This is a genomic window from Desulfobacterium sp. N47 (genome assembly GCF_051233685.1).
Taxonomy (GTDB): Bacteria; Desulfobacterota; Desulfobacteria; order Desulfobacterales; family RPRI01; genus RPRI01.
Genome location: NZ_JBAMMY010000151.1, coordinates 1 through 9,742, shown reverse-complemented (window position 1 = coordinate 9,742; position 9,742 = coordinate 1). Strand labels below are relative to the sequence as shown.

The 9,742-nt window shown below is 41.4% G+C and carries 8 protein-coding genes; all 8 read left to right on the top strand.

The genetic code is table 11. The features are described 5' to 3' along the window. Nucleotides 1-160: 160 nt before the first annotated feature. The gene (locus tag VXK47_RS09705) at nt 161-1,759 is read left to right on the top strand and encodes a hypothetical protein (RefSeq protein WP_435548581.1); all 1,599 of its coding nucleotides are present in this window, start codon (nt 161-163) and stop codon (nt 1,757-1,759) included. A gap of 48 nt (nt 1,760-1,807) precedes the next feature. Then, complete coding sequence (locus VXK47_RS09700; RefSeq protein WP_435548580.1) at nt 1,808-3,313, top strand: hypothetical protein; 1,506 nt, start codon at nt 1,808-1,810, stop codon at nt 3,311-3,313. Nucleotides 3,314-3,326: 13 nt separating this feature from the next. Further along, complete coding sequence (locus tag VXK47_RS09695) at nt 3,327-5,150, top strand: RAMP superfamily CRISPR-associated protein (RefSeq protein WP_435548579.1); 1,824 nt, start codon at nt 3,327-3,329, stop codon at nt 5,148-5,150. A 4-nt stretch (nt 5,151-5,154) separates the two neighbouring features. Next, complete coding sequence (locus VXK47_RS09690; RefSeq protein ID WP_435548578.1) at nt 5,155-6,060, top strand: RAMP superfamily CRISPR-associated protein; 906 nt, start codon at nt 5,155-5,157, stop codon at nt 6,058-6,060. Continuing rightward, entirely contained in the window at nt 6,057-7,154 is a 1,098-nt protein-coding gene (locus tag VXK47_RS09685) for an RAMP superfamily CRISPR-associated protein (protein ID WP_435548577.1), read from the top strand. Before VXK47_RS09690 ends, VXK47_RS09685 begins: the two co-directional genes overlap by 4 nt. Before the next feature lie 232 nt (nt 7,155-7,386). Continuing rightward, entirely contained in the window at nt 7,387-8,475 is a 1,089-nt protein-coding gene (locus VXK47_RS09680; RefSeq protein ID WP_435548576.1) for a hypothetical protein, read from the top strand. Between the two features lie 39 nt (nt 8,476-8,514). Beyond that, complete coding sequence (locus VXK47_RS09675; protein ID WP_435548575.1) at nt 8,515-9,438, top strand: reverse transcriptase domain-containing protein; 924 nt, start codon at nt 8,515-8,517, stop codon at nt 9,436-9,438. A 78-nt stretch (nt 9,439-9,516) separates the two neighbouring features. Continuing rightward, nucleotides 9,517-9,742 (top strand): CRISPR-associated endonuclease Cas1 (locus tag VXK47_RS09670; protein WP_435548574.1); only part of this gene is annotated, 226 nt, incomplete at its 3' end.

Here is a 9,742-nt window from a genome sequence, read left to right as displayed (position 1 = left end):
CTCTGACCTGATGGCTTCCAATGCAACCTTTGCTTTAAAATTCCCTGGATATTGCTTTCTCATTCTGTCTCCTTTATAATGGAGTCAATATCACAGAAAAAGCAGCTTAACCATCAGTTCAAATTTCGGGGTCCATTATATCCACTGGGAGGAAATAAGCATGACAGAGGAAAATAGTATGCAACTCCATGATGCGCCAATTGAAAAATTCACATCATTTTTTCTTTACCCATTTCACTGTGATTGTAAAATCAAAGCATCTCCGCATAATTGGGATCAATTACCTTTTGAAATTCCTTCAAAGCCAAAAGAATTGGTAGCAAACTGGAATCTTCAGAAAAATTATGCAGAATACATCTATTTTCATGATTATGTCAGGGCTTTTCTGTTTCCCCAGAAAACGGGGGAGTCAGTAAAAATTGAGGATCAGAATATCGTGTGTTTTTTTAAACACCGTTTAAGCTACGGTTCCATCTGTCTTGAAAAACTCAACGGAGATAAAATGTCATCTTTGCTTGCTGGCATTTACCTATATCATTTTCCAAACAATATTTGGGTTCTAGTCTTCGAAACCAGCAACACCAATGATGACAATCCAGATCAGAATAAAGATATCAATGCCCCCTTGATCAGCACTGGAGGGGAGTTGCTTCTGTTTAACAATATGTTCCGTCGTGTGTACCCTGCCTACTTTGAAAAAGATAATCCTTTTGAGCAGATGAAGGGGAATGACTTTCCAAAGTCGGTTTCTATCATTTCGGATTCATTTGAGTTTTCAGAGACCTATTCGTTGGATGACGTGTTTTTAGACACAATGACTCCGGTAACTAATGACAACCTGAAAAATAGGCTCTACCCGGTATATAAAAGCCCGGTTACCGAACTGTTGAACTCTTTTTGGGGAGAAGATAATGGAACGCAAATTTTTTACCCCATTTTGGACGACCGGATGCTGGTTCACAGCTACGTGGCTTTTAAAGATGACACCACTGAAATGGTGAATCGTGATCAGGATGATATTTATTTTTCCCATTTTATGTATGTCGATAATCCGGGTAATAACTACAGTTATGACAAACAATTTATCTGCGATCTGATGCAGAAACATGAATATACCCGTTGGAAGCATTATCGGACCCGTATGGGGTTTACCCGCTACTCATCTGCATTTATGTACTTTGGGAATAAGGGATTTTGTTATCGTCCGTTTGTATCAATGTATTTCCAAATGTTTCTCCTAACTACTTATTACAGGGCTTCGTTGATTCGTTTTTCGAATGAGATTGCTGAAATTGCAAAAGATTTTCCTGAAAAACTGAAGAGGAATATACCTGATGAGTTACCGTACCGCCTCAGGGACCTGCATACCCGCTTCATGAAATTCATGAACGTGCATTGGTTTACAGAGATCACCAATCAGGATCAGGGAATTGAAATTTATCAGAAAATGAAAGACGCTTTTGAGCTTGAACCCATGTACGAGCAGGTTAAAGATGAGATTGGGCGAGCTGATGAATTGGTTGAGTTGATTCACCAACAAAAAATTGAGCGTTTTCAGGATGTCGCAACGAAAATTGGCCTTCGATTTGCGCTTTTGGCAGTGATTATAGGTTATTTTGGAATGAATTTTACTGAAGTTAAATTCTTAAATTGTTACGTTTGGAATAATTTTTATGTGTTCGGAGCTGTAACCACAGTGATTGTAATTCTTTTATGTGTTTGTTTTAAGATATACAAAAATGAATGCCGGAAGGAGTGATGCTCTACTTACACCAACTCACATTACCATACAATAACAGGAGCCTTTATGATGAAAAAATTCCTTTTCCGTGCCGAGGCAGTCAACCTGACACCAACTGTATATGACACATCGGATATCAGCACCATCAGAGGGGGCGGGTTTTACCTGCTGAACAGGGTTGGCATGCTGGCGCAGCATACCAACTGGAAACAACATCTGATTACAGAAGGCGCCAGTTCTGCTGTGTTTGCAATTGAGACAAACGATCCAAATGACATACGCCAACAATTGCTGAAATTTCTATACAACGGAAGCCAGCCTATAAAAGAAATGATGTTTATTGTTGAATATATTGAAGAAACAAATAGTTTTCCAGAAGACATGGCCAGACTGATGGGAAAAGTCCGGTATGCCCAGATGCAATCCCCAAGTATTCGGATATTTCCGGAAACGCTTAAAGCAGAATCGGGTATGGATTTTGATGAACTTAACCGGGTACTCCCAGCTCATCAATGGGATTCCGGAAAGGAGAAAAACTTATCATCTTTTACATACAGTCGTAGGGAGCAGGGCAAACCACTTCGTCAGGAAATCTATAAAAACGTTCTGGGATCCAATATAGACGGATATGAGTTTACAAATGATCTGGAGAGTCTTTCAAAAGATAGTTCCCAGGGTAATTTGGATGGGAAAATAGCCTATATTTATATCGACGGTAACAAATTCGGTGCACTACAACGTTCATTTTCTAAAGCTGAACTTGGACAATACGACAACACGCTGCATACATTAAAAAAATTGTTTTTGCAGGCAATTATCAATCTGGTAAAGGATCGCCCATCTTTTATAAACAAACAGAAAGAAGTCCGGTTGGAAACCCTTCTTTGGGGAGGAGATGAAATCAAACTCATTGTTCCGGCCTGGCTGGGGTGGGAGGTTGCATCACTGTTTTACCAGGTTGTTGCCAAGCAAAACCCCCTTGCGCCGGAACATACACCAGGTGGTGTTATAAACCGGGAATTGACCTATGCGATGGGACTGGTCTTTTCCCATCACAAGAACCCGATACGGAACATCGATACGGTTGCCGGTATGCTGGTTGATGCCGTCAAATCAGGATTGAAAAATGACCCCGGCAATAAACCGGAATACTATAAATGCACCGGCAATCGAATGCATTATATGGTCTTAGAGTCGCTTGAAACCATGCCCTCCTCTTATGATCTGTTTGCAAAGGAATACTACCGAACTGTTTGCGGGGATCTGGTACTGACATCAAGTGAAATGGATGAGTTGAAAACGTTTGCAGCAAATTTGAAATCAGGAATTTCCCGTTCGTGGCTTCATGAAATTGCCAGAAGTTGGGCACTGGGATCTCAAGTAAAATATACCAACAATCTACAGCGTGCACTCGATATTTCTCCGTTGTCCAAAAAGGATAAATTGGGTCTGTCGCAAGAAATTCAAACGATTACCGGCACGACAATTCAAGACGGAATAGTTCAGTCCAGCCCGCCTGGCAAGGGATACAGATGGCTTCAGGTTGCGGAACTGTGGGATTATCTGTTATAAAAGGAGGCATGATATGACCTGTAAACTAATTCAACTGCCTGTCACCCTGACGGTGAAAGGCCCTGTGCTGACAGTTGGTTTTACCACTTCCGGCTGGGGATTGGATACCACATTTTATCGAAATTGGGAAGGCAAGTTTGCACTTTCTGGCACGCATATCCGGGGAAAGCTGAAAGAAGCCATGCGTGAAATCATTACGCTCTCTCCAGCGGGAAAACAATCCTGTAAGGATCTGTTTGGAGCTGAAAGCCGCAATGAACAAAACAATATGGGATTATACAGTCCACTACGGGGGATGCTGAAAATTTCAGACTTTATTAATGACGTTGTTTCAACAGGTAATGTTAGAACAAGGATTCGCATAGAGCCCGAACGCCGAACTGCACAAGAAGGTGCGGTCATAATCAGCGAATCACCGTTTTTATCTGGTGAATATACCGAATGGCATGGAACGGTTGAATTATTTGCATCTGATGCAGAAAAAATCGGTATTCTCGAGCAAGTTAAGCAGGCATTCCATTTTATTCATGCGGTCGGCGCGGACAAAACCGTGGGATACGGCCGGGTTGCAAAAGTTCAGTTTGGCGATTCAATTGAGACAGAACAGGATGAACCCCAACAGACCGGAATACCTAAAATGGGTTTCAAGCTTTCTCTTGTACCAACCGAACCCTTTATGATCGGCGGTATTCGGCAAGCTGATAACGTATTTGTCAGTGAATCCATCATTCCTGGTTCAATCATAAAAGGATCTTTTGCAGCGGGGTTGAACCGGATAGCAGGGAATACTGACATTACGACGCCTATTGATGATAATAATTCAACGGTCCGCATGAATTGGCCTCTGTTGGCCAGATATTTTTCAGATTTGCGTTTTCTTCAAGCCATTCCTTCGGAGAAAAAGAACAGCCGGCCGTACATTAAGCCATTATCTGGCGTGCAGTATGGAGGAACCTACCGGAATATTGCCTTTGATAATGAGGATTCATGTTATGCAAAAGGAAAAACACCGGTCGCGTTTCAAATTGACTGGAAGAGTGATCCAGATGATCTGCCGAAAAAATACTGCCAGCCGGATTTACTGCGCCATCCTGTTACCCGAACCGCCATTAACAGTGAAACCCGCAAGGCAGATGATAGCCAGTTGTACTCATTTCATATGGTGGCACCCAAAAAGATGGAAATAGACAAAAAACAGAATAAATCCTGGAAAGATATTTATTGGAATGGCGGCATTCTGTTTCCAAATAATATCTCTGACACCGATAAAGCGGAACTCACGAAAGAACTGCATTCTGTTCATCAACTGGCCTTGCGGTATCTCGGTAAACGTCAGAGTGTTTTTCTCTCTGAATTGAGTCCAGATTTTAAGCCATTTGATCAAAATAAGCTTGGTTATGCCACTTGTTTTGCAATTACGCTGCAAGCACCTGCAATTATAATTAATCCTGAAGATATGGCCAGGCAAGCACAAGCTGTTTTTGATGATCGCGAGATTCTCAACGATCTCTATTGTGTATATTGGAAACAGGTATTCAATGATACAGCCGACTTTATCCGATTCTTTGCCCGGCAGGAGCTGCAGGGGGGTTATCTGGGGATGCGATTCCAAAAGAACGGCTATCGCCCTTTTTATCTGACATCAGCCGGTAGCATATTTGTTTTTCAAATCAAGGATAAAACCAAGCTCACCGAAATACTGAATCGTTTGGATCAATATGGACTGGACCTGCCAGCTTGGTCAAAACAAGCAGGTGAACCCACTTGGAAATCCTGCCCTTTTGTCTCGGAAAACGGATTTGGTGAAATTCGCATAACCTTTTGGAATAAGGAGTAATAACATGGCAGACAGAAAGTTTAAAGGCGGCAGCTTTCTCAACCGGTACCGCATTACCGGGATACTGAAAACAATTAGCCATCTTAATATCGGTGACGGATTGATGGACAGCAATGAACTGCGGGTAAAACAAAAAGAAGGTGAAGATGTTCCCAAATTCTCCACAGTGATGACCGATTATCGTAACAGGGCATATATACCTGGAACAACAATTAAGGGAAACCTGCGATGCTGGCTGGAACAGATTTTTTCTGATTTAATGCTGACAACAATTAATACGCCGAAGCGAGCAGAGGATTTACAGGATCTGTTTAAGAAAAATAAAAATTCTAACATTATTCTGCATGATTTTCTTCAAAAGGGTGAATATCTCTTCGGCAGCAGTGTCAATGAAGGCAAGCTGGAGTTCTGGGATGCACCAATGAACACGCCGCCGCCAATTAACCAGAATCAAACACTGGCCTATTCAGGATATGATCAGACACGCGGCACCATTCTACTCAAATCAGTCGCAATTGACCCGGAAACCGGAACCGCTGCCAAAAATCGACTGTTCAATTATGAAGTAGTTCCCCAGGGCATGACATTTGAAATCACGGTATGCGGGCAGAACTTGCTTCCTGACGAATTAGGCATGTTGCTGTTTGCTCTGGATGGATTCAATTCCGAAATTTATCCCGTTACCTTGGGAGCAATGGGGGGTGTTGGCTTTGGGAGGTGTCGGTTCAGCATCAAGGAAATCTTTTATTTGGATAAAAACAACTATGAAGCATGGATACAGAGCGCCATTCAATCCGGCCATGCCGGTTACAACGGTCTTCCGAAGCTTGCAAAAGAAGAGCAGGAAAAAATGATTGAGGACTTTAGAAAATCCTTTGCAGCATTATTGCCAAAAAAGGGGGCGTCATGAGCCGAACCACCAGTCTAACCCAGCTTATCGGTGTTGCCAATATTACGTGGTCGATTTGTACGATTACACCACTTTGTATCAAATCTGGAACCACATCTGTCTGGAAACAGGCTGGCGGAAATGGGGTAAAAACGAGGCTGGTTAATGCTGAGTTTGATTTTTTCAACAAGAAAAAAGTTGATCAAAAGAACAAAGAATCAAAAGAATCAAACGTATATGACTTTTATTTTGATGTAGACGTTGAAAACAACGAATCACATATCCGGTACCATATTCCTGCCAGCAGCATTCGAGGTGCGATACGAAATTATACTATCAAACGGTTGATTCCAAAAAAATATTGGACGGCTGCCCTGGATGCAACCGGACAAAACAGCGATGATCAGGCCAATCAAACTGATGAAGATGATAAAACGCTTGTTCGTGCGCTAAAAGAACCGGGATGGCACATTATCCAGAACTTGTTTGGCCTATCCATTGATAAGGAAACAGAAGAACTGATGGATGAGTCGGTGGCAGGTCGAATTACGTTCAGGGTGGATGATCTGAGTAAATTGGACATAGCCGCCTTTAAAAGCAACCTGATATCCGGGAGTTGGGGTAAAAATAAAGTAATCTTTCCTTCAACACATGGAAAAATGGTTTTAACCACACGCAATCCGCTGGGCCGAATTACTCAGGGTGCAAAAGAGGGCGGGCTTCATACATTTATGGAGCTGGCGCCAGGTAATGAGTTTAAAGTCCATATTAAGATCATCAATCCAACCTTGGCCGACCTGGGGTTGATTGCCTTCTGGGAGAAATCTATCAACAACGGTTTAATCCGTCTGGGAGGTCTTACCTCTGTCGGTCGGGGAAGACTGAATATTAAAGAATCGATTATCAACCTGTATTTAAAAAATCCTGCCCAGTTTAATGGCATTCAATTAGATAATGGCACAACGCCCGAAAATGACATCCTGTCAGGAATTTTTTCAAAATACATTATACCCAATTGGGCTGAAGCGGGTAAGTGCTGCATGGCCCACCTGAATGAATTTTATAAGAATAACGGAAAGGAGGCGAAAAATGATTCACAACCCAGTACCGTTTGATTTTGTACCCTTTTCTGAAAAAGCGCCTATATTGAAAACAGTTGATGAATGGGAAAATGAGGGGGGTCTCTTATCCGGTTGTATTAGATATTCAATCAAAACCATAACGGATGTGCATATTGTCGGTGAACAGAAAAGAACCGGAAACTCTGAAACGGATTATCAGATACATGAATCCAATTTCCATAAAAGTGCAAATTCCTATCTGATTCCTGCCTCTTCCATAAAAGGCATGATCCGTTCCTTCATCGAAACGCTTACCAATTCCTGGGTAAGTCAGGAAACAGATAAATTTCCTAAAAAAGCAAATAAGAGGTATGTTGGATTTGCATCCTATAGTCAGCAAAATGGAAAGGATATTACTATTGGTCCCGCAATACCAGTGCGGCTGCATCCTAAAATTCAGGATAAGAAATTGGACTTGGCATCGTTTTTATTTGGGGTGGTTATTGAAGGAGCTAAGGATAATAGCGCCTATCAATCTCGTATCCAGTTTGAAGACATTATTGTACCCGATTGCAATTTTCATAACACGATTCAACTGCCAGATATACCTGGAAAACCATTTATAGGTGGTCCCAAGCCGGTAGCAGGGAACTGGTGGTATTTCGAGCCGCATCGCGTTCAGAGACGAGTAATGCCCGACCTTCAAACAACGTTATTTCTGGGCAATGAATACAGGGGGAGAAAATTTTATTTTCACCAATTCCCTGACAATGCCCTTTCCTGGTATGATAATGAGAATAACTGGCCTCAAACGATCTATCGGTATCCGGTTCAAACCATTAAACCGGATACCGATATTAATAACTGCAGCATCTATTTTGAAAGAATTCCAAAGGCTTTACTGGATTTATTTATTCTGGCGCTGCAACCTGGCGTGAACATAAAACATAAAATTGGGTATGGAAAGGCTTTTGGATTAGGAAGTATTGATATTGCGATTGAAAAAATCAACTATTATTCTGATGCAGACTTTTTTTTAAACAAGAATGAAGAATATAATCATCAAATAGTTACAACAGGTGGTTTTAAAGATAAAGAAAGCCTGTATAATCAGTATATAGATAAAATGTCGCTGAAATGGCTGGCGCGGATTCTTTCTAAAGAGAATATGCATAGTCTGACATTTACATATCCACCTTTTTCTCGTGGATTTTTTCAAACTCCAGTTTCTTGGAAGAGTTACAAAGCTGTGCCTTCCGGCCTTGATGATATGCAAATTGCCGACAAACTGTCTAATCTTAAACAAACAATTAATTTTCGCTATTATCAGAGTAAATCCAACAACTGGAATCTAGTTTTTAACCGGGAGCCGTAACAATATTTACCATAACCCTTTTTGATTGTTTTTACTGCAATGTTTTCAAAAAAATCATTAACCAATGCATTTGATTCCGTCAAAGCCAACAACGGCTGTGCAGGCGTGGATGGTGTAACCATACAGCAGTTTGAACACAACCTTAACGGCAACTTATTTTCATTAAGTGAAGAGTTGAAAGAAGGAAAATATTATCCCCTTCCTTTGATGAAAATTCTGGTATCCAAGAAAAACGGTGAACCGCGCGGGCTTTGCATACCTGCTGTCAGAGACCGGGTAGTACAAAGAGCTGTTCTTGATTTAGTCGAACCTGTGCTTGAAAAGCAGTTTGAAGATTGCAGCTATGCTTATCGAAAGGGCCGTTCGGTGCGGCAGGTGATTTATCTGATAATGGCGCTTTACAGGGAAGGCTACCGGTTTGTGGTAGATGCAGACATTGATGCTTTTTTCGACAATGTAGATCACGACCTGTTAAAATCCAAGTTCAATAAAGTGATTTCCGACCCGCTTATTCAGCAATTGATAGCACAGTGGGTCGGAGGAGAAGTCTGGGATGGAACTGACTTGAAAATAATTACAAAAGGTATTCCACAGGGATCAGTTATTTCCCCTCTTCTTGCGAACCTTTTCCTGGATGAACTGGATGAAGTAATGCTTGCACAGGGCTTTAAGTTTATAAGATATGCTGATGATTATGTGGTGCTTTGCAAATCCAGGGAAAACGCTGTCCAGGCGCTTGATTTATCAAAAGAAGTATTGAAAGACTTAAAGTTGGAACTTGACGAAGAAGCCATAATAACATTTGAGCAGGGTTTTAAATATCTTGGTGTGGTTTTTTTGCGTAATATGGCTATGAAACCTTTCGAAGAACAAACGAGAGAACGCAAGATCTTATTTTACCCGGAGCCGTTAGATCTTGAAACTTACAAGTTAAAAAAACGGTTTGATCGGAATCGAACTTAACTCTTAAAGAATGGCTATACGGAAACAATATGGCAAACCTTTACCTGACGGAGCAAAACAGCATACTCCGGAAAACCCGTGGCCGACCGTTTCACATTAAATCTTATCAACAACAAGGTATTTTGCCCCGATGATTTTCACGCTAATCCTTCCGGTGAAGGCGTTTATTTCAACCGCGATGCTATGAAACGATACTTTGCGGAATACGAAAAGCATCTCAACCGGGAATTTAACCATAATGAAACCGGAACAAAAACGACTTTGAGAAAGTGTTTCCGGCATCAGGCGGAGAAATTAGCCGGAA

Coding starts and splice junctions, on each gene's coding strand:
- VXK47_RS09705 (WP_435548581.1), top strand. CDS start 161: ATGACAGAGGAAAATAGTATGCAACTCCATGATGCGCCAATTGAAAAA.
- VXK47_RS09700 (WP_435548580.1), top strand. CDS start 1,808: ATGATGAAAAAATTCCTTTTCCGTGCCGAGGCAGTCAACCTGACACCA.
- VXK47_RS09695 (WP_435548579.1), top strand. CDS start 3,327: ATGACCTGTAAACTAATTCAACTGCCTGTCACCCTGACGGTGAAAGGC.
- VXK47_RS09690 (WP_435548578.1), top strand. CDS start 5,155: ATGGCAGACAGAAAGTTTAAAGGCGGCAGCTTTCTCAACCGGTACCGC.
- VXK47_RS09685 (WP_435548577.1), top strand. CDS start 6,057: ATGAGCCGAACCACCAGTCTAACCCAGCTTATCGGTGTTGCCAATATT.
- VXK47_RS09680 (WP_435548576.1), top strand. CDS start 7,387: ATGATCCGTTCCTTCATCGAAACGCTTACCAATTCCTGGGTAAGTCAG.
- VXK47_RS09675 (WP_435548575.1), top strand. CDS start 8,515: ATGTTTTCAAAAAAATCATTAACCAATGCATTTGATTCCGTCAAAGCC.